Source organism: Paraburkholderia bannensis (genome assembly GCF_014200455.1).
GTDB lineage: Bacteria > Pseudomonadota > Gammaproteobacteria > Burkholderiales > Burkholderiaceae > Paraburkholderia > Paraburkholderia bannensis_A.
Map to the genome: position 1 here is coordinate 218,396 of NZ_JACHBW010000001.1, position 23,640 is coordinate 242,035.

Below are 23,640 nucleotides of genomic sequence, written 5' to 3' on the forward strand. Positions count from 1 at the left end.
ACAGACCGCCCGTTTGCATTCGAGCGAGCCGGAGCGGGCCGGAACGTGCCGCCGGGGCGTCGACGCTTACGCCGGGAACACACCCGTCGACAGATAACGATCGCCGCGATCGCAGACGATGAACACGATCGTCGCGTTTTCGAGCTGGCGCGCGAGACGCATCGCCACTTCGCAAGCGCCCCCCGACGAGATGCCCGCGAAGATGCCCTCGACCGACGCGAGACGACGCGCCATCGCTTCGGCGGCGGCCTGGCTCACGTTCTCGACTCGATCCACGCGGCTGCGATCGAAAATCTTCGGCAGATACGCTTCTGGCCACTTGCGGATGCCCGGAATGCGCGAGCCGTCTTCCGGCTGCGCGCCAACGATCTCGATCGCCGGGTTCTGCTCTTTCAGATACTGCGACGTGCCCATGATCGTGCCCGTGGTGCCCATCGACGACACAAAGTGCGTGATACGGCCTTCGGTTTCGCGCCAGAGTTCCGGGCCCGTGCCTTCGTAGTGTGCAAGCGGATTGTCGGGGTTGGCGAACTGGTCGAGGATGATGCCCTTGCCGTCGCGCTGCATCTGCTCGGCGAGATCGCGCGCGTATTCCATGCCGCCCTTCACCGGCGTGAGCATGATTTCCGCGCCGTAAGCGGCCATGCTCTGACGGCGTTCGACCGAAAGGTCTTCCGGCATGACGAGAATCATCTTGTAGCCGCGGATTGCCGCCGCCATCGCCAGCGCAATGCCGGTGTTGCCGCTCGTGGCTTCGATCAGCGTATCGCCCGGCTTGATGCGGCCGCGCTGTTCCGCCTTACGGATCATCGAAAGCGCCGGGCGGTCCTTGACCGAGCCCGCCGGGTTGTTGCCTTCCAGCTTCGCGAGCACGATGTTGTTGCGGGCGCGGATTTCGTCGTCGGGCAAACGGACGAGTTGCACGAGCGGCGTATTGCCAATCGTGTCTTCAATGGTCTTGTATGGCATAAAAAGGGGGACGGTCAGGCGCGTTTTACGTGATTTTTCGATTCTAAACCACGCGGGCCCGCCCGCGCAGGGGGCGTCCAGACTGCCCATGTTCGCAGGAGGGTTGCAACGGGGTTGCAGCGGGGCTGTAGCGGAACTGTAGCCAGGCGGGCGCGCGAATGCCGGGAAAGCAAAAAGCCCGCGGCCTGGACCGCGGGTTCAACGTCGCCTGAGCGTTGCTGGCGCAGCGCCGTGGCGACACCTGAAGGAGACTGCCGCCGCATCGCGCGAGGAACGTGAACACGCGACGCGGCTATCACGCGCGCCAACGCTACTTCTTCACCGCAACCGTAGTAGAACCCGTGGCCGCGCCCTGAGCGTTGCCGCCCTTCGCGGGCGCGTTCGGCGAGGCTGCCGCGCCATTCGCCGTCTGCGCCGCCGCACCGGGCTTGCCCGTTGCGGGACCGACCGACAACCCTTCGGCCTGCAGACGTTCGACCGTATGGCCGCCCAGCCCCTTCACACGCTTGCCGAGATCGGAAGCGTCCTTGAACGGCCCATGCGCGCCGCGCTCGTCGAGAATGGCCTTGGCGCGCGCGGGCCCGATGCCCTTGATGCCGCGCAGCGCGTCTTCATTGGCCGTGTTGACGTCCACGGCCCCGAAAGCCTGGCCGAAAGCGGCGAGCAACGCCAACAGTGCGAGAAGTTTTCTGATCATGCTGGATCTCCGTTGATAACCGACGCCGGCGACCATCGCCGGCGAGGAGAATCCAGTTTAGGGAGAGACCGGTTGCGCTTACACCTGGCCAGATAGCCAACGTACGTAACGATCCACACCTTCCTGAACCGTCAGGAACGGTGCGTCGTAGCCCGCTGCGCGCAACTTCGTCTGGTCGGCCTGCGTGAAGCACTGATACTTGCCGCGCAGTGCGTCCGGGAACGGGACGTACTCGATCAGCCCTTCCTTGACCTGCTCTTCGAGCGTGAGCGCCGGCTTGCCTTCCATCGCGCGCAGCGTGTTGACCACGCTCGTGGCGATATCGTTGAACGGCTGCGCGCGGCCGCTGCCCAGGTTGAAGATGCCGGTCTTCTCGGGATGATCGAAGAAGAACAGGTTGACCTTCACCACGTCTTCCACCGACACGAAATCGCGCGTCTGCTCGCCCGGCGCGTAGCCGTTGTACTCGCCGAACAGCTTCACGCGGCCTTCCGCGCGGAACTGGTTGAAGTTGTGGAACGCCACCGACGCCATGCGCGCCTTGTGCGTCTCGCGCTGGCCGTACACGTTGAAGTAACGGAAGCCCGCGATCTGGCTCTGCGCCGTGGGCAGCACGCGGCGGATCACCTGGTCGAACAGGAACTTCGAATAGCCGTACACGTTCAGCGGCGCTTCCACTTCGCGATCTTCTACGAAGCGCGTCGAGCCGCCGTAAATCGCCGCCGACGACGCATACAGGAACTGCGCGCGCTGCGCCTGACAGGCGTCGAGAATCGCACGGCTGTAGCGGAAGTTGTTGTCCATCATGTAGCGGCCGTCGGTTTCCATCGTGTCCGAACAGGCGCCTTCGTGGAACACCGCGCGCACCTTGCCGAAATCGCCGCGCGTGAAGCGTTCGACGAAATCGGTCTTGTCGAGGTAATCGTCGATTTCGCAATCGACCAGATTCTTGAACTTGTCGGCGCGCGTGAGATTGTCGACGGCGATGATGCGGTCTTCGCCGCGTTCGTTGAGCGCCTTGACGATGTTGCTGCCGATGAAGCCGGCTGCGCCGGTCACAATGATGGTCATGGTATTTCTGCGGTGATGAAGTCCGCGCAAGACCGGGAAAACTCTCCAGAAATCCCGGTCTGCTCAGGTTGAGCCCACGCTACGCTCAGCGCAACCTGGCGAGGCGAAGCGTCATTGAAAGAGTTCGTCGTAATCGACGGTGGCGGTACCGAGCTTGCCGACCACGATGCCGGCCGCACGGTTGGCGAGCGCAACGCCTTCCTGAAGCGAAAGACCCGCGCCCAGCGCGACTGAGAGGGTGGCAATCACCGTGTCGCCGGCGCCCGAGACATCATACACTTCGCGTGCAACGGTCGGCGTATGCAGCACGCCGTCGCCGGAAAAGAGCGTCATACCCTCTTCCGAGCGAGTCAGCAGCAAGGCGTCGATCTGCAAGTCCGTGCGCAGTTTCGTCACGCGCGCCAGCAGGTCTTCTTCCGACTTCCAGTTGCCGACCACTTCGCGCAGTTCGGCGCGATTCGGCGTGATGACGCTCGCGCCGCGGTAACGCTCCCAGTCGTCGCCCTTCGGGTCCACCAGCACGGCTTTGCCCGCCGCGCGCGCCTTCGAGATCATCTGCGTGACGTGCGTGAGGCCGCCCTTCGCATAGTCCGACATGAGGATCACATCGTGCGTGGGCAGTAGCGCGTCGAAACGCGCCAGACCCGCGAGCAGCGCCTCATGCGCGGGCGTGTTCTCGAAGTCCACCCGCAGCAGTTGCTGCTGGCGCGAGAGCACGCGCAGCTTGATGGTGGTGGGCAGCGCGGGATCGCGTTCGAGATGCGCGTGCACATGGCTTTCGCCGAGCAGTGCGACGATGCGCTCGCCCGGCTCGTCATGACCGACCACGCACAGCAGCCCCGCCTGCGCACCGAGCGCCGCGGCGTTGCGCGCGACGTTGGCCGCGCCGCCCAGGCGGTCCTCCTGGCGCTGCACGTGCACCACCGGCACCGGCGCTTCCGGCGAGATCCGATTGACGTCGCCGAACCAGTAACGGTCGAGCATCACGTCGCCCACCACCAGCACGCGCGCCTGGCCGAACTGCTCGCGCGACACCACCCGAACATCGGGCGCGAGCGCCGTGTGATCAGGCTGCTGAGGTTGCATCGCTTGCGTGTTTGACATGAGGCCGCCCGATCGAGTGGTAGTCGAAGCCGTGTTCCGCCATCGCGTCCGGCTCATAGAGATTGCGACCGTCGAAGATACGCGGCGTCTTTAGCTCCGCCTTGAGCGCTTCGAAATCGGGCGCCTTGAAGGCCGTCCATTCCGTGACGATCACGAGCGCATCGGCGCCCGCGAGCGTGTCGTCCTGGCTCGGCGCGAAGGTGATGCGCGCGAGCAGGTCGGGCGACTGCGCAAGATCGAGCGCGAACACGCGGCGCGCTTCCTCGGTCGCCACCGGATCGTAGGCCGACACCGTCGCGCCGCGCGAAACGAGTTCGGCGATCAGGCGGCGGCTGGGCGCTTCGCGCATATCGTCGGTATTCGGCTTGAACGCGAGACCCCAGACCGCGAAGTGCTTGCCCGTCAGATCGTCGCCCATCGACTTGACGATCTTGCGCACTAGCACGTCCTTCTGGGCGTGATTGACGTCCTCGACCGCTTCGAGAATGCGCAGGTTCTGGCCGGATTCGGCCGCCGTGCGGATCAGCGCCTGCACGTCCTTCGGGAAGCACGAGCCGCCATAGCCGCAGCCCGCGTAGAGGAAGTGATAGCCGATGCGCGGATCGGAGCCGATGCCGCGACGCACCGATTCGATGTCCGCGCCCACACGATCGGCCAGGTTCGCCATCTCGTTCATGAACGAGATGCGCGTGGCGAGCATGGCGTTGGCTGCGTACTTCGAGAATTCGGCCGAGCGCACGTCCATGTAGATCGTGCGTTCGTGATTGCGGTTGAACGGCGCGTAGAGGCGCTTCATCTTCTCGCGCGCGATTTCGCCGTTGGCGTCCTCGTCGAGGCCGATGATGATGCGGTCCGGTCGCATGAAGTCGTCCACGGCCGCGCCCTCTTTGAGGAACTCGGGATTCGAGACCACCGAGAAACGATGCTCCGCGCTCGTGTCGAGGCCACGTTTGGCGAGTTCTTCCGCCACCACGGCCTGCACGCGCTGCGCCGTGCCAACCGGCACCGTCGATTTATCGACGATCACCTTGAAGCCGTTCATGTGGCGGCCGATGCTGCGCGCGGCTTCCAGCACGTATTGCAGATCGGCGGAACCGTCTTCGTCGGGCGGCGTGCCCACGGCGATGAACTGCACCTCGCCGTGTTCGACGCTCGCGGCGATGTCGGTGGAAAACGTGATGCGGCGCGCCTTGCGGTTGCGCTGGATGAGTTCGAGCAGGCCCGGCTCATGGATGGGCACGCCGCCGTTGTTCAGGATGTCGATCTTGCGCGGATCGACGTCGAGGCAGAACACGTCGTGACCGATCTCGGCAAGGCACGCCCCGGTGACGAGGCCAACATAGCCGGTACCGATAATGGTGATTTTCATACGCGCTCCGGTGACAGATTCGGATATTGATGTTGCAGGGTCGCAGGCCGACGCTGGTCAGCCCATCAGCTCGACGCCGGAATCGGCTCGACGCGGCGCGGCGCGTAGGTTTCCCAACCGCTACAGCCCGGGCACTGCCAGTAGAACAGGCGCGCACGGAACCCGCAGTTCTGGCAGGTGTAGCGCGGCAGATTCTTGGTGCGCTGCTGGATCAGCTTGCGCATGAGTTCCAGCTCGCTGCGGCGCGGCTCCTCGGCGGCGGCCTGCTGCGCTTCGAGCAGACGCGTCATGCCGGCGAGGTTCGGCGACTTCTGCATCTGCGTGCGCGCGAGCGTGTGGGCCGCTTCGGGGCCGTTGAGCTCGGCAACATATTTATAGGCCACATCGAGCAGATCGTTCGACGAATGGCGGTCGACCCAGTCGGTGAGCAGTTTCGCGCCTTCGGGCGCCTGCCCGAGCATCTCGTAGGCCTTCATGATCTTTTCGGCCACGAGCGGCAAATAGGCGGGATTTTGCGGCTCGACGCGCCTCCACTGCGTCAGCGCCGATTGCGCGTCGCCGCTTGCCGCATCGACATCGCCCGCGAGAATCGTGGCGCGCACGTTCTGCGGATTCGCCTTGAGTGCGAGGCCAAGCTGACGGCGCGCTTCCTCCGGATTCTTGCGCTGGAGGGCTTCCTGCGCGAGTTCGCAATGGAACTGGGCGATTTCGAGACCGAGCGGCTGCGCGCCCATGGTTTCGAGCTGACGCGCGGTGTCGATCGAGCGGTTCCAGTCCTTCTCTATCTCGTAGATCGTCAGCAGCGCGCGCTGTGCACCCTGGGCGTAATCGCCCGATTTGAGCGTGCTGAAGGTTTCCTCGGCGCGGTCGAGCATGCCGGCCTTCAGGAAATCCTGACCCAGTTCATAGAGCGCGTGGTCGCGCTCGTTCACCGGCAAATCAGCGCGCGAGAGCAGATTCTGATGAACGCGGATCGCGCGATCGGTTTCGCCGCGGCGGCGGAACAGGTTGCCGAGTGCGAAGTGCAGCTCGACCGTTTCCGGGTCAAGCTTGGCGACTTCGATGAACGCGTCGATCGCCTTGTCCGGCTGTTCGTTGAGCAGGAAATTCAGGCCGCGGAAATAGGAGCGCGGCAGGTTGGCGCTTTCGGACAACAGCGCCTTGAGGTCGTAGCGCGACGCCATCCAGCCGAGCGCAAACGCAACGGGAATGACGAGGAGCCACCAGAAATCGAGATCCATGCGAGCGATGGTTTGAGGTTACAGGCCACGCGCGCGGGCATGCGCGCGCGGCGGGTGTTTCGAATCAGATGAGCGGCGGCAGCGGCGGTTCAGCGACAACCACAGGCGTTTCGCGCGCAGTGCGCAACTCACGCTTGAGGCGGCCGTTTTCCATGCGTAGCCGCAACATTGCCGGCAGCGCCGAAAGCAGGCCAGCCAGCAGGCCGACCACGAAGAACGCCAGCCCGATCAGGATAAGCGGGGCTTGCCACGCATAGCCGGCCAGAAAGTTCAGCGTCGTGGTTTGCGTGTTGGCCAGTGCGAGCACGAGCAGCAGCACGAAGACCAGCACACGGATCACCCAGGCGATCAATCTCATGAAGGATTCTCTTGGCAGTTGCGGGAGAGCGCCGGCGCGGCCGGCTTGCTGCGCCGCAGCAAAGGACGCGCCGAAGTGTCCCGTATTGTAATGGAACGGCCCGCGACCCGGCACGTGCGCGAAGCCGCACGGTGACGCGAACAATGCGGGACGACAAGAACACCTTACACGGCCTCACGCGGCCTGACACCGGGAAAGGCACTGGCCTGGCCGTCAACGCAAAAAATCTGGACGAAAAAAAAGCGCCGGGTTTCGAAAAACCCCGCGCTTTCTTCGGTCCATGCACTGGCCATCTGGCATTGACCGCCAACGGCTGTAACCGCTGCAATTACCTTGCGGCACTTACAGATCGTCGTCCGGCTCTTCCGCCTTCAGCGGTTCGCCCGAACGACGGTCCACGCGCTCGCGCAGTTCCTTGCCCGGCTTGAAGTGCGGTACGAACTTCTCAGGCACCAACACTTTTTCACCCGACTTGGGATTGCGTCCGACACGCGACGGCCGGCGATTCAGTCCGAAACTGCCGAAGCCGCGAATTTCGATGCGATGGCCCTTGGCAAGCGCCTCGGACATCGCATCGAGCATCGTTTTGACCGCGAAATCCGCATCCTTGAGAACAAGTTGCGGAAATCGCGTAGCCAGCTGCGCGACCAATTCAGATTTGGTCATACTTCAGCTTGCCCCCGTTTGAGGCTTACTGGTTCTGGCCGTCGAGCTTGGCCTTCAGCAGCGCGCCGAGGTTGGTCGTGCCGGTGGCAGCCGCACCCGTGTCCGACGACATGCTGCGCAGAGCTTCCTGCGTTTCAGCCGAGTCCTTCGCCTTGATCGACAGGTTGATGCCGCGCGACTTGCGATCGATGTTGATGATCATCGCGTTGACCTTGTCGCCTTCCTTCAGCACGTTGCGAGCATCTTCCACGCGGTCTTGCGCGATTTCCGAAGCACGCAGGTAGCCTTCGACGTCAGCGTTCAGGGTGATGACTGCGCCCTTTGCGTCAACCGACTTGACCACGCCGTCAACCGTCGAACCCTTGTCGTTGACAGCAACGAAGTTGCTGAACGGGTCGCCTTCGAGCTGCTTGATACCCAGCGAGATGCGTTCCTTCTCGACGTCGATGCCCAGAACCACGGCTTCGACTTCGTCGCCCTTCTTGTACTTGCGAACAGCTTCTTCGCCCGTTTCCGACCACGACAGGTCCGACAGGTGAACCAGACCGTCGATGCCGCCCGGCAGACCGATGAAGACGCCGAAGTCGGTGATCGACTTGATTGCGCCTTGCAGCTTGTCGCCCTTCTTGAAGTTGCGGCTGAAGTCATCCCACGGATTCGGCTTGCACTGCTTCATGCCGAGCGAGATGCGGCGGCGGTCTTCGTCGATCTCAAGGACCATGACTTCGACTTCGTCGCCCAGCTGGACAACCTTCGACGGAGCAACGTTCTTGTTGGTCCAGTCCATTTCCGACACGTGAACCAGGCCTTCGATGCCCGATTCGACTTCGACGAACGCGCCGTAGTCGGTGATGTTGGTGACCTTACCGAACAGGCGCGTGCCCGACGGGTAACGGCGCGAGATGCCTTCCCACGGATCGTCGCCCAGTTGCTTGATACCGAGCGAAACGCGGTTCTTTTCCTGGTCGAACTTGAGGATCTTGGCGGTGACTTCCTGGCCAACCGACAGAACTTCCGACGGGTGACGCACGCGACGCCATGCGATGTCGGTGATGTGCAGCAGGCCGTCGATGCCGCCGAGGTCCACGAACGCGCCGTAGTCGGTGATGTTCTTGACCACGCCGTTGACGATCGCGCCTTCCTTCAGCGTTTCGAGCAGCTTTGCGCGCTCTTCGCCTTGCGTGGCTTCGATCACTGCGCGGCGCGACAGCACGACGTTGTTACGCTTGCGGTCGAGCTTGATGACGCGGAATTCGAGGGTCTTGCCTTCGTACGGCGTCGTGTCCTTGACCGGACGCGTGTCGACGAGCGAACCCGGCAGGAACGCGCGGATGCCGTTGACCATGACGGTCATGCCGCCCTTGACCTTGCCCGTGATCGTGCCGGTCACGAGTTCGTTGTTGTCGAGGGCCTTTTCCAGCGACAGCCACGAAGCCAGACGCTTCGCCTTGTCGCGCGACAGGATGGTGTCGCCGTAGCCGTTTTCCAGCGCGTCGATCGCGACGGAAACGAAATCGCCCGCCTGCACTTCCACTTCACCCGCGTCGTTCAGGAATTCTTCGAGCGGAATATAGGCTTCGGACTTCAGGCCAGCATTGACGACCACGAAGTTGTGGTCGACGCGCACGACTTCGGCGGAAATCACTTCGCCGGCGCGCATGTCCTGGCGGGTCAGCGACTCTTCGAACAGAGCCGCGAAAGATTCGGTATTCGGGGTGGAGGTTTGCAGGTCGGACATAAAAATCTGGATTTGCATGGTTTTTGCTGCGCTTCCAGCCTGTTCCAGGCCGGTTGGGCGTTGAGGCCGGAGCGCTTACGCTCGTGGCACGGAGGCAAAAGCCATACGGGGTTAAAGGGTTTAACAAACGCCCTGCTTCCCAGCAGGGCACCACTACATACTGCAACTGCTTGACTGCATTCTTGCTGCGCCGCCTTTACTGCGGTTTGCCGTGTGCATCCGGGTGGCGCACCGGCAAAGACTGGAACCACTGCACGACCTGTTCGACCGCCTGGTCGATGGACAGCGCCGAGGTATCCAGCAGCTTCGCATCCGCCGCGGGCTTGAGTGGCGCGGCTGCGCGATTACTGTCGCGCGCGTCGCGTTCACGCAAATCCCGGAGCAAGTCATCCATATTAGCAGAAAATCCTTTTTGGATCAATTGCTTATGCCGGCGGGCCGCGCGGGCCTCCACACTGGCCGTCAGAAACACCTTCAGACCGGCGTCCGGGAAGATCACCGTGCCCATGTCGCGGCCGTCCGCGACGAGGCCCGGCAGCTTGCGGAAGGCCCGCTGACGGGCCACCAGCGCGGTGCGCACGGACGGATGCGCGGCGATCATCGAGGCCCGGTTGCCCACTTCCTCGGCGCGGATATCGTTGGAAACGTCGACGCCGTCGAGCTGCGCCGTGCCTTCGCGGAACGTGATGTGCAGGTCGTCGATCAGCTTCGCCAGGCCATCGGCGTCATCGGCGTCGATCGCGTAGCGCATGCTCGCAAGCGCGGCGAGGCGATACAGCGCGCCGCTGTCGAGCAGGTGAAAGCCGAGATGCGCGGCGACCAGCGTGGCCACCGTGCCCTTGCCGGAAGCGGTCGGGCCGTCGATCGCGATGACGGGCGTCGGGTAAAAGGGACGGGTCGATTTCATGCGGCAACGATACTCGGCGACGAAAGTTTCAAGGTTGTGCGAGCGCCAGGAAGCGCTCGAAATAATCGGGGAACGTCTTGCCGACGCACTTCGGGTCGTTGATGCGCACCGGCACATTGCCAAGGCTCACGAGCGAGAAGCACATCGCCATGCGGTGATCGTCGTAGGTGTCGATCGCGGCGTTCGGCGTGAGTTTTTCGGGCGGGCGCACGATCAGGTAATCCGGGCCCTCCTCCACGTCGGCGCCCACCTTGCGCAATTCCGTGGCCATCGCGGCGATACGGTCGGTTTCCTTCACGCGCCAGCTCGCGATGTTGCGCAGCGTGGTTGCGCCGTCGGCGAACAGGGCCGCGACGGCGATCGTCATCGCCGCATCGGGAATCAGGTTGAAGTCCATGTCGATGGGATCGAGCTTGCCGTGATCGTTGCCGATCCCGCGCACCTCGATCCAGTCGTCGGCCACCGTGACGTTCGCACCCATCTTCATGAGCGCGGCCGCGAACGCGACATCGCCCTGGATGCTCGAACGGCCCACGCCTTCCACACGGATCGGGCCGCCGCCAATGGCGCCCGCCGCGAGGAAATACGAGGCCGACGACGCATCGCCTTCCACCATGATCTTGCCCGGCGACTGGTAGCGCACACCGGCCGGCACTTCGAAGCGGTGCCAGCCGTGGCGCTCGACCTTCACGCCGAAGCGCTCCATCAGCTTGATCGTGATTTCGATATAGGGCTTCGAGATCAGCTCGCCATCGATTTCGACGACCGTCACGCCGCCTTCGGCGCGCACCAGCGGCAGCGTCATCAAAAGCGAGGTGAGGAACTGGCTCGACACGTCGCCGCGCACGCGCACCGGCGCGCTCACGTTGATCTGGGCGGGACGGATGCGCAGCGGCGGAAAGCCTTCGTTTTCTTCGTAGTCGATCTTTGCGCCGATCTGGCGCAAACCGTCCACGAGATCGCCGATCGGGCGCTCATGCATGCGCGGCACGCCGTGGATGCGGTAATCGCCGCCATTGACCGCGAGCGCCGCCGTCAGCGGGCGCACCGCCGTACCGGCGTTGCCGAGGAAGAGATCCGCGCGCGCCGCCTGAAACGCGCCGCGCGTGCCCTGCACGACGCAGGTGTCGTCTTCGCGCTTGAGCTTCACGCCGAGCTTTTCCAGCGCGTCGAGCATCACGCGCGTGTCGTCGGAATCGAGCAGGTTCGTGATCGTCGTTTCGCCTTCGGCCAGCGCCGCGAGCAGCAGCACGCGGTTCGAGATGCTCTTCGAGCCAGGCAGGCGGATCGTGCCGGACGCACGGGTGAACGGTCCGAGATCGAGGTGTTCCATGAGCGTGTCCTGATGTTGCTGTGCGTTGCGGCCTGGCGTGGAATGGCCCGGCCGCATGACTGATGCCTTACTTGTCGGGTCCTGCCTGCGAGGGCGTGATGCTTGCATCCGCCGCGTCCGCCTGATGTGCCTGATGCGCCTTCTTTACGCCGCCGCGCTCCTGCCACGCCTCGCGCGCCGCGCGCGAGCGCGCGAACACGGTTTCGAGCGCGTCGCCGTCACCGGCGTCGATGGCCGCGCGCAGCTTCGCCAGCACTTCAGTGTAAGCGTCGAGTTCCGCGAGCAGGGCCGTGCGGTTCGCCAGGCACACGTCGCGCCACATTTCCGGGCTCGACGCGGCAATGCGCGTGAAGTCGCGGAAACCGCCCGCCGCGAACGAGAATTTGAGTTCGGCGTCCGGCGTGGCGAGAATCTGATCCACCAGCGCGAACGAGAGCACATGCGGCAGATGGCTCACCGAGGCAAACACGCGGTCGTGCTGCTCCGCGCTCATCTGGCCGATCACCGCACCCGTGGCGCGCCACATCTGCGCGATGCGCTCGACGTCTTGCGGGGCGTTTTCCGGCAGCGGGCACAGCACCACATTGCGGCCAACGTAGAGGTCGGGCAGCGCCGCTTCCACGCCGCTCGACTCGCGGCCCGCGATCGGATGACCGGGCACGAACTGGCCGATGCGCGCACCCAGCGCCGCGCGCGCGGCTGCGATCACGTCGCTCTTGGTGCTGCCCGCGTCGGTCACGATCGTCTGCGGCTGGAGGTGCGGCGCGATGCGTTCGAGCAGCATCTGCGTCTGCGCAACCGGCGCTGCGATCAGCACGAGATCGGCGCCGTCGAGGGCTTTGGCCAGCGCCGCTTCGTCGTCGAAGGTCGCGGCGGCGTCGATCACGCCCAGCTCCAGCGCGCGCGCCACCGAATGCGCGCGGCGGCCCACGCCGATTACTTCACCCTGCACACCCTGCGCGCCCTGCTCGCCCGCTGCGCCCGCGCCGCGCTCGCGCAGGCCACGCGCGAGCGATCCGCCAATCAGGCCGACGCCGAAAATCACCAGCTTCTTGAAAGAGAACGCGCTCACGCCATCACCGAAAAGAGAAAGTTTGCGCGCCCACGAGCCGGGCGCGCGCGTGGCGCTCAGCGCGAACGCGGATACGAACCGAGGATCTTGAGGAACGCAGCCTTCCTGCCGAGTTCGTCGAGCGCGGCGGCCACGGCCGGATCGTCGCGATGCCCTTCGAAATCGATATAGAAGTAGTACTCCCACGTGCCGACACGCGCCGGACGCGATTCGAAACGCGTCATCGACACGCCATGGCGCGCAAGCGGCTCCAGCAGTTTGTAGACCGCCCCCGGCTCATTCTTCACCGACACGATCATCGAGGTCTGGTCGTGACCCGACACGCCCGCCGGCTGCTTGCCGATCATCACGAAACGCGTGCGGTTGTGCGGGTCGTCCTGGATCAGCGCATTGGCGATCAAGAGCCCGTAATGCGTGGCCGCGCGTTCGCCCGCGATGGCGGCGACCGTCGGATCTTCCGACGCGAGGCGCGCAGCTTCGGCATTGCTCGACACCGCCTGGCGCTCCAGATGCGGCGCGTTCGCGGTGAGCCATTGCTGGCACTGCGCGAGCGCCTGCGGGTGCGCGCACACACGCGTCACGCCCTCGAGCTTGCCGCTTTGCGTCATCAGGTTGTGCTGGATCGGCAGCGCAATCTCACCGCCGATCATGAGCTGCGTCTGCAGGAACAGATCGAGCGAGCGCGACACCGCGCCTTCGGCCGAATTCTCGACCGGCACCACGCCGAATTCGGATGCACCCGACTCGACCGCGCGGAACACTTCATCGATCGACGGGCACGGCAAGCCTTCGATCGATTGACCGAAGTACGCGTACATCGCCTGTTCGCTATAGGTGCCGACCGGCCCGAGGAACGCCGCCGTGATAGTCTTTTCGAGCGAGCGGCTCGCGGCCATGATCTCGCGCCAGATCGCGCTGATGTGATCGTTGCCCAGCGGCCCGTGGCTCAGGTTTTGCAGGCGCTCGATCACCTGAAGCTCGCGCTCCGGGCGAAACACGGGCGCGTTGAAGTGCTTCTTGACCTCGCCCACTTCGAGCGCAACCGAAGCGCGCTGGTTCAGGAGTGCGATCAACTGCGCGTCGATGGCGTCGATGCGCTCGCGCAACGGCTTGAGTTGTGAATTGAGTTCGTCGTCCATGCGTGAAACCGGCAATCTGGAAGGATGAGTGCGTGGCGCTGCACAGCCCGTATCAGGCGTGCTTCGCCTCGAATTCCTTCATGTACTCGACAAGTGCCTGCACTGCTTCGAGCGGCACCGCGTTGTAAATCGACGCCCGCATGCCGCCGACGGACTTGTGGCCCTTCAGCTGCAGAAGCCCGCGCGCCTTCGCGCCGGCCAGGAAATCATCATTACGTGTTTCGTCGGCGAGGAAAAACGGTACGTTCATCCGCGAGCGCGCGCGGCGCTCCACCTTGTTGACGAAGAAGCTGCTCGCGTCGATCGTGTCGTAGAGCAGCCCTGCTTTTTCGATATTGCGCGCCTCGATGGCTTCGAGGCCACCCTGGCGCTTCAACCACTTGAACACGAGGCCCGCGATGTAGATCGCGTAAGTGGGCGGCGTGTTGAACATGGAGTTGTTGGCGGCGACCGTCTTCCATTCGAACGCCGACGGGCAGATGGGCATCGCGTGTTCGAGCAGATCCTTGCGCACGATCACCACGGTCACGCCGGCCATGCCGATATTCTTCTGCGCGCCGCCGTAGAGCACGCCGTATTTGGCGATGTCCATCGGACGCGACAGGATGTGCGACGAAGCATCCGCGACCAGCGGAATATCGCCCAGATCCGGAATCTCGAAGGTTTCGACGCCGTCGATCGTCTCGTTCGTGCACAGATGCACATAGGCGGGATCGTCGGAAAGCTGCCATTCGCTTCGTGCCGGCGAATGCGTGAAACCGGCTTCGGTGCGGCCCGTCGCGGCGATATGCGAGGCGCCGTACTTGAGCGCTTCCTTCTGCGACTTCTGCGACCACGAACCGGTGATGACGAAATCCGCGCGCGGCTTCGCACCGAACAGGTTAAGCGGCACGATGGCGTTTTCGCCGATGCCGCCGCCCTGCAGGAACAGGATCTCGTGGCTGTCTGGGACCTGCATCAGATCGCGCAGATCCTGCAGCGCTTCGCGGTGAATCTGCATGAATTCGGGACCGCGATGGCTCATTTCCATCACGCCCATGCCGCTGCCGTGCCAGTCGAGCATTTCGTCGGCAGCCTGACGGAGGACTTCTTCAGGCAGTGCAGCCGGTCCGGCGGAGAAGTTGAAGACGCGCATCGTTTGGAGATCCCCGAGGCGGGCGCTGCGGCGGTGGAGGCCGGGACGCGCCGGAAAAAGAAAATGGCCGTCTGCGCTTATCGCGCAAACGGCCATTATCGCATTGTCGCCGGGAACCCGCCAACGCAGGCTCTGCGGGCAATGCGCGAGCCACGCAGCCCGATCTGGCCCGCGTTTATCGCACGCACTTATTCCACACTGAAGCGGTTGCGGCGACGAACGCGGCCAGCGAGAGGCGTGCTTACTTGCCCGGCTTGACCGCAGCGACTTCCTTGTCAGCCTGGTCGCGCGTTGCCTTGATCGATTGCGGCATGTACTTCTGCATCAGGCCATTGACCACATCGCGGCCAACCTGGTCTTGCACCTGGATGAACTTGCGGCCGGTCGGGCTGCGGTAGAACGAGGTCAGGTCCTTGATTTCCTGGGTGCTGTAGTACTTTGCGTAGGCTTCGTACTGGGCTTCCATTGCGTCCTGCTTGAAGCCGTCCGTGTTGAAGACCTGGCCTGCGCCGTCAACCAGCTTCGGCACTGCATTCTTCTGCAGCGTCGGGACAGAAGCTTGCTTCTGCTTGTCCGTCATCGTCTTGTTTTCCGACAGCGCATCCGAGAGGATCGCCGGCACGAGTTGCTTGGCTTGCATCTGTGCGCTATTGCCGATTGCGCCGACGAGCTTCTGCGCGTCGATTGCGTCCAGCAGGTCCTTGATCGCGGCTTGCTTGGCCGAATCGATCGGTGCCGGTGCAGCAGCTGCCGGAGCCTGCGCGGGCGCCTGGGACTGGAGCGCCTGAGCCATGGCAAACGTCGGCACGAGAGCGGCCAGCAACATAACCTGCTTGAATCGTTTTTGCATCATTACTCCCTCTGTGAAATGAATCGAATTGCCTGCCGCGCGGACGGCGGGGCGCGCCTGATGTTGCACGGTCACGGTTTGATCCGTCACCTTCGCGCCCGCTGGCCGATCCACCCGGCATCATTCAAAACCCGCAGCGTCGTTTGGCCTTGCTGGCCATTGCGTCACCGCAGGCAAATAACCCAAAAACAGCTCAAATATTTCCACCAGCAAACCACAAGCGCCTGACACGAAGCGGCCCGCTCGCGCGGGCCGTTCAGTCCTGCGGGCGTAGCCTTACTCCTCGCTTTCGCCCTCGCCTTCACCTTCGGCGATATCGCCGTCGGCATCGGCTTCTGCGACCTGTTGCAGGCCCGAGAGCTTCGTGCCTTCGTCAAGGCTGATGAGTGTAACACCTTGCGTTGCGCGGCCCATTTCGCGAATCTCCGAGACACGCGTGCGGATCAGCACACCCGTGGTCGTGATCAGCATGATCTGCGCTTCGGGGTCCACCAGCGTTGCCGCCACGACCTTGCCGTTGCGCTCCGACGTCTGGATCGCAATCATGCCCTTGGTGCCGCGGCCGTGACGCGTGTATTCGGTGATCGGCGTGCGCTTGCCGTAGCCGTTTTCGGTAGCGGTCAGCACGGACTGCTGTTCGTCGCCGGCCACCAGCAAGGCAATGACCTGCTGGTTGTCGTCGAGCTGCATGCCGCGCACGCCGCGTGCCTCGCGGCCCATCGGACGCACGTCGTTTTCGTCGAAGCGCACGGCCTTGCCGGCGTCCGAGAACAGCATCACGTCATGTTCACCGTCCGTGATGGCCGCGCCGATCAGGTAATCGCCGTCATCCAGACCGACCGCAATAATACCCTTGCGCAGCGGGCGGCTGAAGGCTTCGAGCGGGGTCTTCTTGACCGTACCGAGTGCCGTCGCCATAAACACGAACTGGTTGGCCGAGAATTCCTTCACCGGCAGCACGACGTTGATCTTCTCGCCATCCTGCAGCGGGAACATATTGACGATCGGGCGGCCACGCGAGTTGCGCGAACCTTGCGGAACCTCATAGACCTTGACCCAGTACACGCGGCCACGGTTCGAGAAGCACAGGATGTGGTCGTGCGTATTGGCGATGAAGAGCGTGTCGATCCAGTCGTCTTCCTTCATCGAGGTCGCCTGCTTGCCACGGCCACCACGCTTTTGCGCGCGGTATTCCGAGAGCGGCTGCGACTTCACGTAACCCGAGTGCGACATGGTCACGACCATGTCCTGCGGCGTGATCAGATCTTCGGTGTTGAGTTCCGTCGCGTTCATCTCGATCTTCGAGCGGCGGGCGTCGCCGAACTCGCTCTTGATCGCGGTGAGTTCATCGGAAATCATGGTCGTCACGCGCTCGGGGCGCGCGAGGATGTCGAGCAGGTCGGCGATCTGGGCCATCACTTCGCGGTACTCGCCGATGATCTTGTCCTGTTCCAGACCCGTCAGGCGTTGCAAACGCATCTGCAGGATTTCCTGCGCCTGCGTATCGGACAGACGGTAGAGACCATCGCCCTGCATACCGTACAGCGGGTTGAGCCCTTCCGGACGGTAAGCCTCGCGGCCGCCCGCGCGGGCGTTGTCCTGCTCCGCGCGCGTGAGCATCTCGCGCACCAGCGACGAATCCCACGACTGGTTCATCAACTCCTGCTTCGCGATCGGCGGCGTGGGCGCGGCCTTGATGATGGCGATGAAGTCGTCGATGTTGGCCAGCGCAACCGCCAGGCCTTCGAGCACGTGGCCGCGTTCGCGCGCCTTGCGCAGTTCGTACACCGTGCGGCGCGTGAGCACTTCGCGGCGGTGCGACAGGAAATGCTGGAGCATTTCCTTGAGGTTCAGCAGCTTCGGCTGGTTATCCACCAGCGCGACCATGTTCATGCCGAACGTGTCCTGCAGCTGCGTCGCCTTGTACAGATTGTTGAGCACCACTTCCGGCACTTCGCCGCGCTTGAGCTCGATCACGACACGCATGCCGCTCTTGTCGGACTCGTCGCGGATGTCGGAAATGCCTTCGAGCTTCTTCTCGTTGACGAGTTCGGCGATGCGCTCAAGCAGCGAGCGCTTGTTCACCTGGTACGGCAGTTCGTCGACGATGATCGCCATGCGCTGGCCGCGATCGATCTCTTCGAAGTGCGTGAGCGCGCGCATCACGACGCGGCCGCGCCCCGTGCGATAGCCGTCGCGCACGCCTGCCACGCCGTAGATGATGCCGGCGGTCGGGAAATCGGGCGCGGGGATGATCTCGATCAGTTCGTCGATGGTCGCTTCCGGCGTCTTGAGCAGATGCTGGCAGGCGTCGACAACTTCGTTGAGATTGTGCGGCGGAATATTCGTGGCCATGCCGACCGCGATACCCGACGAGCCATTGATCAGCAGATTCGGGATGCGCGCGGGCAGGATCAGCGGCTCGCTTTCGCTGCCGTCGTAGTTCGGCCCGAAGTCGACCGTTTCCTTGTCGATGTCGGCCAGCAGTTCATGACCGATTTTCGCCATGCGGATTTCGGTGTAACGCATGGCCGCGGCGTTGTCGCCGTCGATCGAACCGAAGTTGCCCTGGCCGTCGACCAGCATGTAGCGCAGCGAGAAGTTCTGCGCCATCCGGACGATGGTGTCGTAGACAGCCGTGTCGCCGTGCGGATGGTATTTACCGATCACGTCGCCGACGATACGCGCCGACTTCTTATAGGCGCGGTTCCAGTCGTTGTTCAATTCGTGCATCGCGTACAGCACGCGCCGGTGCACCGGCTTCAGGCCGTCGCGCACATCGGGAAGTGCCCGCCCGACGATCACGCTCATCGCGTAATCGAGATACGAGCGGCGCATTTCCTCCTCAAGGGAGATAGGCAGAGTCTCTTTGGCGAATTGATCCATTATCGATGTCGTTGTCAGGCACGCGCGGTGCTACCGGCAAAAGCCGCCGGAAGCCACGCTTTGCACCCTGCTGTCGCATGGACGCCGCAGACGCAGCGCAATCTTCCGATTCTATCATGCGCGGCACCCCCGCCCGCCGTCCGGGCGCGATGTGCGTATACCTATTAGAGGGGGGATCTGGAGCGGCCTGTCAGCGGCTCAAAAACGCGTAGAACCACTCAGGCGGTAAACGGGTAAAGCGATGGGCGCGACAGTCGCTTCCACGCGACACGAAAACCGCGCATTTAGCACTTGAATATGACAATAAACAGATCGCGCGAGACGGCCGCTTGCGCTCGCCCAACAACCAGGCACACTACCAGGAGATCGCACGGGAACTTTTTGTTGCGGGTGTACCACATTCGACAAGCCCCAAAGAAAGGGGCGGATTTTTTTTATCGTTGGACGGGAACGATATGGCAAAATGCGAACGCACAAAGAGTTAGACACCGCTCGAAGTCTACACAAGACGTGCCCCACGACGCGCCAATGTTATACTTCGAGCAATGTATGACTTGTCTTCGTCATATGGCTCGCAGTAAACCTGCGGTAATCTCAATTTCGAGAGGAGAAATATGAATAAACTTTCAAAGCTCGCGTTCATTGCAGCTACCGCAGTAGTCGCTGCAACCGCCCAAGCACAATCGGTGCCGGCGTCGCGACAAGCCGTCAATGACAACTGGGTGAATGGTACCGGCGAATACGTGTGGATGAACGGCACGAACGAGCTTTGCTGGCGCGATGCATTCTGGACGCCGGCCACGGCCAACGCAAAGTGCGATGGCGCACTGGTCGCCCAGGCTCCGACGCCGCCGGTCGCTCCGGTTGCTCCGGCAATCACCAGCCAGAAGATCACGTATCAAGCTGACGCCCTGTTCGACTTCGACAAGGCTACCCTGAAGCCGGCTGGCAAGGAAAAGCTGGACGATCTGGCAAGCAAGATCCAGGCTCTGAACCTCGAAGTCGTCGTTGCAACGGGCTACACGGACCGTATCGGTTCGGCAGCTTACAACGACCGCCTGTCGCTGCGCCGTGCGCAAGCCGTCAAGTCGTACCTCGTCAGCAAGGGTGTCCCGGCTGAGCGCGTGTACACGGAAGGCAAGGGCAAGCGTAACCCGGTCACGACGGGTTGCAACCAGAAGAACCGCAAGCAGCTGATCTCGTGCCTCGCACCGGATCGCCGCGTTGAAGTCGAAGTCGTCGGCACGCAAAAGCAGTAATCTGCGAGCTGCGACAGCACGACTCAAAAGCCCCGCCCCGGCGGGGCTTTTTTATTGCGCACCCGTATTGCGCACCCGGTTTGAGCCGCGTCAATGCGTTGGGCATGAGGCCTGCTCGAATCGCTGAGGGGCAGGCGCGCATATTGCCGCCCTGTTTTGCCGTCACCCACGAGCGCCTTTATACTCTGGGCTTGTTCCACCTTCGCTTGCGCGCTTCAGGCCAATCCGACATGACGAATGCCGATCCCCACGAACTGCAGAAATTCAGCGATCTCGCTCATCGCTGGTGGGACCCGAACGCGGAGTTCAAGCCTCTGCACGAGCTGAACCCCATCCGCCTCGGCTGGATCGACAGCCACGCCCATCTGACGGGCAAGCGTGTACTCGATATCGGTTGCGGCGGCGGCATCCTGTCGGAATCGATGGCCGGGCTTGGCGCGAATGTGAAAGGCATCGACCTCTCCAGCGAAGCGCTGGGCGTGGCCGATCTGCATAGCCTGGAAAGCGGCATCACGCTGGAATACGAAGAGATCGCCGCCGAAGCGATCGCCGCGCGCGAGCCCGGCTCGTTCGACGTGGTCACCTGCATGGAAATGCTTGAGCACGTGCCCGAGCCGCTGAGCGTGGTCAAAGCCTGCGCAACGTTGGTGAAGCCGGGCGGCTGGGTCTTCTTCTCCACGCTCAACCGCAACGTGAAGTCCTATCTGCTGGCCGTGATCGGCGCGGAATACATCGCGCAGATGCTGCCCAAGGGCACGCACGACTATGCGCGCTTCATCCGCCCGTCGGAGCTTGCTGGCTTCGCCCGTCAAGCCGGCCTGACAGCAGCCGAGATCAAGGGCATCACCTATAACCCGCTCACGCGCCGTTTCGCCCTGTCGAACGACTCAAGCGTCAATTACATGATCGCCTGCCGGCGTCCCGCGTAAGCTCCGCGTGCGCCCTGTTTCTTCCTGACATGACCCAGACCACGCCTGAGCAAAACCCGGCGCACTGCGCAGCGCTGCGCGCCTGCGACGCCGTCCTGTTCGACTTCGACGGCACGCTCGCCGATACGGCGCCCGACCTCGCGGCCGCCGTCAACCAGATGCGCCATGCGCGCGGTCTGGCGCCCACGCCCTACGAGAAACTGCGCCCGCTGGCGTCCGCCGGCGCGCGCGGCCTGATCGGCGGCGCCTTCGGCATCGGCCCGGACGACCGCGAGTTCGCCGCGATGCGCGAAGAATTCCTTGCCAACTACGCGGCCAACCTGCGCGTGGAAACCGCGCTGTTCGCGGGCATCGACGCAGTGCTCGACGACCTCGACGCGCGCGGCGTGCGTTGGGGCATCGTCACCAACAAGGTGGCGCGCCTGACCGATCCGCTCGTCAAACTGATGCACCTGGACACGCGCGCCGCCTGCGTGGTGAGCGGCGATACGACACCGTATTCCAAGCCCCACCCTGCACCGCTGCTGCACGCGGCGCAGGCGCTCGGCATCGACGCCACACGCCTGGTCTACGTCGGCGACGATCTGCGCGATGTGCAGGCCGGCCACGCCGCAGGCATGGCGACGATCGCCGCCGGCTACGGTTACTGCGGCAACGTCGAGCCGCCCGCGCAGTGGAACGCCGATTTCGTGGCCGATACCACCGAGTCCCTGTTCGCCCTGCTCCAGCACGTACAGCCTGCTTGAGCGGCAACCTTGGGGGCGCGTCAGAGGCCGCCGCGCCCCTTGAAAAGGGCACGGTTCGCCTCATCTGCCGAACTATGGGATAATTGATCCTTCCTCTGGGGCCGACCTGGTTTCGACAGGGGTTATGAAGTAGGCAGGGCATGCCGAGGACCCGTCACCTCGTTAATCAATGGGAAAATCGTAACTGCAAACGACGATACGTTCGCACTGGCAGCCTAAGGGCCGCCGTCCTCTGCCTGGCTCACTGACGGGCTAGTGTCGCAAGACCGGTAGCAATACCGCCAGAGGTCATTTACGTCAGTTAAGCTCTGTCGGCGTCACGACGCCAGAGTCGAAAATCTAGTGAATCGCCGTAGCGCAGCGTGTTCGTCCGCGTCGCTCCGGTTAAATCAAACGACTGAACTACGCATGTAGAACTGTTTATGGATTGCTTCTGGACGCGGGTTCGATTCCCGCCGGCTCCACCAGAATTTGCTGCAGCAAAATAGAAACTCGCGAACGCTTTTAAAAGCGTCGCGAGTTTTTTGTTTTTGCAGCGCAATAAATCTGTAACAAAGTTTGACCAAATAAAAAGCGGCGCACGATGCGCCGCTTTTTATTTCAAGATTTGCAAAAAAATCCCGACATTTAATTATCTTGCGGGCACTGCAGATTACAGCCGTTCGGGTCGCCCAGATCGCCCTTCTTGCGCATTGCCGACGTTTTGCCGTGCTGATATTTACTGGACGGTGCAGACGCGGCGAACTGCATCTGCGGATGTTCCTGGAGACGGAATTCGTCGGTCAGGATGCCGCCTGGCACGCCGGGCGAGTTCTGCGCGAATGCGACGTCGATGGTGGCAAACAGCACGCCTGCGGTTGCAGCAGCTGCACAAACATTGAGCAAGAATTTCATGGTCGATCGGCGCGGACGGCGCGCATCTGGAACGGGGGAGCTTATACCGGTCGAAAGTATCACAAAAACTCGCCGATTCTGCAGCGCAGGCTTACGGAGAAATTGCTCTGCGTTACAAGGCCTGAGCGCGCCGGCCTCCGCTCAAGCCGCGAAAGCGTGGCCCAGCCAGCCTTCGCCGAGGGGCACGACCGTGCCGCACTCGCCCGGATCGTAACCCTGCAGCTGCGCCACCGACGCCCCGAACGGCTCGCCGCGCAGCAGTTCGAGCACCGCGGCCAGCGGCTCGCGTTCAAGCTGGCTGCGCTCGCAGGCGAAGTAGTAGTCCTCGTCGACGATGGGGATGAAGTCGAGGCCGAAGTGGTGCGCCGCCGGCTCGACACCGAAGCCCACGTCGGCCATCCCGCTCGCCACGAACGCCGCGATCGCCGAATGCGTGAGTTCCGCCGACGCATACCCGTTCACGCGATCCGGATCGACGCCAATACGCGTGAGCAGCAGGTCGATCAAGAGGCGCGTGCCTGAGCCCGGCTGACGGTTCACGAAACGGATGTCGGCGCGCGCGAGGTCGGCAAGACCGGCGATCCCGCGCGGGTTGCCGCGCTCCACAAACAGGCCCTGCTTGCGGCGCGTGAGATGGATCAGCACATGCCGCTGAGGATCGAGCCAGTTGCGGTAGGCATCGGCGCAGGCTGCGCGGAATTCGCCACGCGGCAGATGAAAGCCCGCGAGATCACATTCACCGCGCGCGAGCGCCGTAATGGCATCGGCGCTATCGCGGTATTTGATTTCGACGGGCACCTGATCGCCGACCAGCGCCGTGACCAGCGCGGCCACGGCATAGCCGTGCGAGGCGTGGATGCGCAGATCCTGCACATCGGGCGCGAGCCAGCGGTTTAGGTCGCTCGCCACTTCGCTGGCAAGCGCCTGGAGATTGCCGTGCAGGCGCTCGGCGCACAGACGCTGCGAGCGCAGCACCGCCTCGCCGAGTTCCGACAGCACCGAGCCCCGGCCGCGCGCCTTGGCGATCAGCGCGCCGCCCAGGCGCTCTTCGACATCGCGCAACAAACCCCACGCGTGGCGATAGGACAAACCCTTACGCTGCGCGGCCTGCGCAATGCTGCCTTCTTCCGCGACGAGCGCGAGCAGCGGCACAACGTCCGTCAGGCTTGCCTCGCGGCCATCCGCGTCGCGCACGACCAGTTGCGCATGGCAATCGACCTTGATCATTATGAAGTCTTCCTTCCTATTGCAACGGCCATTCTACGGGCCTATTGTTC

At 63.3% G+C, this 23,640-nt stretch carries 21 protein-coding genes and 1 other RNA gene; 4 read left to right on the forward strand and 18 right to left on the reverse strand.

What is annotated here, in order from left to right; translation table 11 throughout:
• Positions 1 to 66: 66 nt before the first annotated feature.
• The 16 genes from cysM to gyrA all read right to left on the reverse strand — a co-directional run bounded on the left by cysM (position 67) and on the right by gyrA (position 18,535).
• Positions 67 to 969, reverse strand: coding sequence for a cysteine synthase CysM (cysM, locus tag F4827_RS01015; RefSeq protein ID WP_183720781.1), 903 nt, complete (start codon positions 967 to 969; stop codon positions 67 to 69).
• 310 nt (positions 970 to 1,279) lie between these two features.
• The gene (locus tag F4827_RS01020) at positions 1,280 to 1,666 is read right to left on the reverse strand and encodes a helix-hairpin-helix domain-containing protein (protein ID WP_183720778.1); all 387 of its coding nucleotides are present in this window, start codon (positions 1,664 to 1,666) and stop codon (positions 1,280 to 1,282) included.
• 78 nt (positions 1,667 to 1,744) lie between these two features.
• Positions 1,745 to 2,737: an ADP-glyceromanno-heptose 6-epimerase gene (gene rfaD / locus F4827_RS01025; RefSeq protein WP_183720775.1), complete on the reverse strand. Its 993-nt coding sequence runs from the start codon at positions 2,735 to 2,737 to the stop codon at positions 1,745 to 1,747.
• 111 nt (positions 2,738 to 2,848) lie between these two features.
• Positions 2,849 to 3,841 carry a D-glycero-beta-D-manno-heptose-7-phosphate kinase gene (gene rfaE1, locus F4827_RS01030; RefSeq protein WP_183720772.1) on the reverse strand — a complete coding sequence of 331 codons (993 nt, stop codon included), beginning with the start codon at positions 3,839 to 3,841 and terminating at the stop codon, positions 2,849 to 2,851.
• Positions 3,804 to 5,210, reverse strand: coding sequence for a UDP-glucose/GDP-mannose dehydrogenase family protein (locus F4827_RS01035; RefSeq protein WP_183720769.1), 1,407 nt, complete (start codon positions 5,208 to 5,210; stop codon positions 3,804 to 3,806). The genes rfaE1 and F4827_RS01035 overlap by 38 nt, the downstream gene beginning before the upstream one ends.
• 65 nt (positions 5,211 to 5,275) lie before the next feature.
• A complete protein-coding gene (lapB, locus tag F4827_RS01040) occupies positions 5,276 to 6,451 on the reverse strand; it encodes a lipopolysaccharide assembly protein LapB (RefSeq protein ID WP_183720766.1) in 1,176 nt (391 codons plus the stop codon).
• 64 nt (positions 6,452 to 6,515) lie between these two features.
• A complete protein-coding gene (locus tag F4827_RS01045; RefSeq protein ID WP_183720763.1) occupies positions 6,516 to 6,809 on the reverse strand; it encodes a lipopolysaccharide assembly protein LapA domain-containing protein in 294 nt (97 codons plus the stop codon).
• A 342-nt stretch (positions 6,810 to 7,151) separates the two neighbouring features.
• The gene (locus F4827_RS01050) at positions 7,152 to 7,475 is read right to left on the reverse strand and encodes an integration host factor subunit beta (protein WP_103707056.1); all 324 of its coding nucleotides are present in this window, start codon (positions 7,473 to 7,475) and stop codon (positions 7,152 to 7,154) included.
• Between the two features lie 25 nt (positions 7,476 to 7,500).
• Positions 7,501 to 9,231 carry a 30S ribosomal protein S1 gene (rpsA, locus tag F4827_RS01055; protein ID WP_103707055.1) on the reverse strand — a complete coding sequence of 577 codons (1,731 nt, stop codon included), beginning with the start codon at positions 9,229 to 9,231 and terminating at the stop codon, positions 7,501 to 7,503.
• Positions 9,232 to 9,409: 178 nt separating this feature from the next.
• A complete protein-coding gene (cmk, locus tag F4827_RS01060) occupies positions 9,410 to 10,120 on the reverse strand; it encodes a (d)CMP kinase (protein ID WP_183720760.1) in 711 nt (236 codons plus the stop codon).
• A gap of 28 nt (positions 10,121 to 10,148) precedes the next feature.
• Complete coding sequence (gene aroA / locus F4827_RS01065; protein WP_183720757.1) at positions 10,149 to 11,453, reverse strand: 3-phosphoshikimate 1-carboxyvinyltransferase; 1,305 nt, start codon at positions 11,451 to 11,453, stop codon at positions 10,149 to 10,151.
• Between the two features lie 67 nt (positions 11,454 to 11,520).
• Positions 11,521 to 12,525 carry a prephenate dehydrogenase gene (locus F4827_RS01070; protein WP_183720754.1) on the reverse strand — a complete coding sequence of 335 codons (1,005 nt, stop codon included), beginning with the start codon at positions 12,523 to 12,525 and terminating at the stop codon, positions 11,521 to 11,523.
• 56 nt (positions 12,526 to 12,581) lie between these two features.
• Positions 12,582 to 13,664, reverse strand: a complete 1,083-nt coding sequence (gene pheA / locus F4827_RS01075; protein ID WP_183720750.1) for a prephenate dehydratase — start codon at positions 13,662 to 13,664, stop codon at positions 12,582 to 12,584.
• A 52-nt stretch (positions 13,665 to 13,716) separates the two neighbouring features.
• Positions 13,717 to 14,799 (reverse strand): 3-phosphoserine/phosphohydroxythreonine transaminase, encoded by a 1,083-nt coding sequence (serC, locus tag F4827_RS01080; protein WP_183720747.1) that lies wholly within the window; start codon positions 14,797 to 14,799, stop codon positions 13,717 to 13,719.
• A 241-nt stretch (positions 14,800 to 15,040) separates the two neighbouring features.
• A complete protein-coding gene (locus F4827_RS01085; protein ID WP_183721349.1) occupies positions 15,041 to 15,649 on the reverse strand; it encodes a DUF2059 domain-containing protein in 609 nt (202 codons plus the stop codon).
• A gap of 276 nt (positions 15,650 to 15,925) precedes the next feature.
• Positions 15,926 to 18,535, reverse strand: coding sequence for a DNA gyrase subunit A (gene gyrA / locus F4827_RS01090; protein ID WP_183720744.1), 2,610 nt, complete (start codon positions 18,533 to 18,535; stop codon positions 15,926 to 15,928).
• Between the two features lie 614 nt (positions 18,536 to 19,149).
• Here gyrA and ompA point away from each other — a divergent pair.
• The 4 genes from ompA (at position 19,150) to ssrA (ending at position 21,936) form a co-directional block, all read left to right on the forward strand.
• Complete coding sequence (ompA, locus tag F4827_RS01095) at positions 19,150 to 19,794, forward strand: outer membrane protein OmpA (RefSeq protein WP_183720741.1); 645 nt, start codon at positions 19,150 to 19,152, stop codon at positions 19,792 to 19,794.
• Between the two features lie 230 nt (positions 19,795 to 20,024).
• Entirely contained in the window at positions 20,025 to 20,723 is a 699-nt protein-coding gene (gene ubiG, locus F4827_RS01100; RefSeq protein WP_183720738.1) for a bifunctional 2-polyprenyl-6-hydroxyphenol methylase/3-demethylubiquinol 3-O-methyltransferase UbiG, read from the forward strand.
• Between the two features lie 29 nt (positions 20,724 to 20,752).
• The gene (locus F4827_RS01105; protein ID WP_183720735.1) at positions 20,753 to 21,469 is read left to right on the forward strand and encodes an HAD family hydrolase; all 717 of its coding nucleotides are present in this window, start codon (positions 20,753 to 20,755) and stop codon (positions 21,467 to 21,469) included.
• Between the two features lie 97 nt (positions 21,470 to 21,566).
• Positions 21,567 to 21,936: a transfer-messenger RNA gene (gene ssrA, locus F4827_RS01110) on the forward strand.
• Between the two features lie 160 nt (positions 21,937 to 22,096).
• On the opposite strand, the gene F4827_RS01115 is transcribed toward ssrA, so the two are convergent.
• Positions 22,097 to 22,363 (reverse strand): hypothetical protein, encoded by a 267-nt coding sequence (locus F4827_RS01115; protein WP_183720732.1) that lies wholly within the window; start codon positions 22,361 to 22,363, stop codon positions 22,097 to 22,099.
• A 141-nt stretch (positions 22,364 to 22,504) separates the two neighbouring features.
• Entirely contained in the window at positions 22,505 to 23,590 is a 1,086-nt protein-coding gene (locus F4827_RS01120) for a substrate-binding domain-containing protein (RefSeq protein ID WP_183720729.1), read from the reverse strand.
• Positions 23,591 to 23,640 lie beyond the last annotated feature (50 nt).

Coding starts and splice junctions, on each gene's coding strand:
- cysM (WP_183720781.1), bottom strand. CDS start 969: ATGCCATACAAGACCATTGAAGACACGATTGGCAATACGCCGCTCGTG.
- F4827_RS01020 (WP_183720778.1), bottom strand. CDS start 1,666: ATGATCAGAAAACTTCTCGCACTGTTGGCGTTGCTCGCCGCTTTCGGC.
- rfaD (WP_183720775.1), bottom strand. CDS start 2,737: ATGACCATCATTGTGACCGGCGCAGCCGGCTTCATCGGCAGCAACATC.
- rfaE1 (WP_183720772.1), bottom strand. CDS start 3,841: ATGTCAAACACGCAAGCGATGCAACCTCAGCAGCCTGATCACACGGCG.
- F4827_RS01035 (WP_183720769.1), bottom strand. CDS start 5,210: ATGAAAATCACCATTATCGGTACCGGCTATGTTGGCCTCGTCACCGGG.
- lapB (WP_183720766.1), bottom strand. CDS start 6,451: ATGGATCTCGATTTCTGGTGGCTCCTCGTCATTCCCGTTGCGTTTGCG.
- F4827_RS01045 (WP_183720763.1), bottom strand. CDS start 6,809: ATGAGATTGATCGCCTGGGTGATCCGTGTGCTGGTCTTCGTGCTGCTG.
- F4827_RS01050 (WP_103707056.1), bottom strand. CDS start 7,475: ATGACCAAATCTGAATTGGTCGCGCAGCTGGCTACGCGATTTCCGCAA.
- rpsA (WP_103707055.1), bottom strand. CDS start 9,231: ATGCAAATCCAGATTTTTATGTCCGACCTGCAAACCTCCACCCCGAAT.
- cmk (WP_183720760.1), bottom strand. CDS start 10,120: ATGAAATCGACCCGTCCCTTTTACCCGACGCCCGTCATCGCGATCGAC.
- aroA (WP_183720757.1), bottom strand. CDS start 11,453: ATGGAACACCTCGATCTCGGACCGTTCACCCGTGCGTCCGGCACGATC.
- pheA (WP_183720750.1), bottom strand. CDS start 13,664: ATGGACGACGAACTCAATTCACAACTCAAGCCGTTGCGCGAGCGCATC.
- serC (WP_183720747.1), bottom strand. CDS start 14,799: ATGCGCGTCTTCAACTTCTCCGCCGGACCGGCTGCACTGCCTGAAGAA.
- F4827_RS01085 (WP_183721349.1), bottom strand. CDS start 15,649: ATGCAAAAACGATTCAAGCAGGTTATGTTGCTGGCCGCTCTCGTGCCG.
- gyrA (WP_183720744.1), bottom strand. CDS start 18,535: ATGGATCAATTCGCCAAAGAGACTCTGCCTATCTCCCTTGAGGAGGAA.
- ompA (WP_183720741.1), top strand. CDS start 19,150: ATGAATAAACTTTCAAAGCTCGCGTTCATTGCAGCTACCGCAGTAGTC.
- ubiG (WP_183720738.1), top strand. CDS start 20,025: ATGACGAATGCCGATCCCCACGAACTGCAGAAATTCAGCGATCTCGCT.
- F4827_RS01105 (WP_183720735.1), top strand. CDS start 20,753: ATGACCCAGACCACGCCTGAGCAAAACCCGGCGCACTGCGCAGCGCTG.
- F4827_RS01115 (WP_183720732.1), bottom strand. CDS start 22,363: ATGAAATTCTTGCTCAATGTTTGTGCAGCTGCTGCAACCGCAGGCGTG.
- F4827_RS01120 (WP_183720729.1), bottom strand. CDS start 23,590: ATGATCAAGGTCGATTGCCATGCGCAACTGGTCGTGCGCGACGCGGAT.